Here is a 257-nt window from a genome sequence, read left to right on the forward strand (position 1 = left end):
ATGGTTTTGCGGAATCTGGCCGATGGACGGATCGGCGGTGGAGATGATCCTGACCACTTCGGCCAGCGTCACCCACGATGCGCCGATGCCGCCATACGCTTTGGGCACGGTGATGGCCCACAATCCGCTGGAAGAAAAGCGCTCGATCTCCGCACGCGGCAGGCGCCGTTGCCGGTCGCGTTCGGCCGCCTCGACGGCGAACTCCTGCGCCAGCTTGCGCGCGATGCTTCGCGCGCCAGCTCAACGGCGAGCTTGCG

At 66.5% G+C, this 257-nt stretch carries 1 pseudogene; it reads right to left on the reverse strand.

The annotated features are described in order from the left end of the window. Positions 1-222 (reverse strand): annotated as a pseudogene (locus HLUSI_RS31985) (acyl-CoA dehydrogenase family protein); the annotation flags it as partial. Positions 223-257 lie beyond the last annotated feature (35 nt).

It is taken from the genome of Herbaspirillum lusitanum P6-12 (assembly GCF_000256565.1).
Taxonomy (GTDB): domain Bacteria; phylum Pseudomonadota; class Gammaproteobacteria; order Burkholderiales; family Burkholderiaceae_D; genus Herbaspirillum; species Herbaspirillum lusitanum.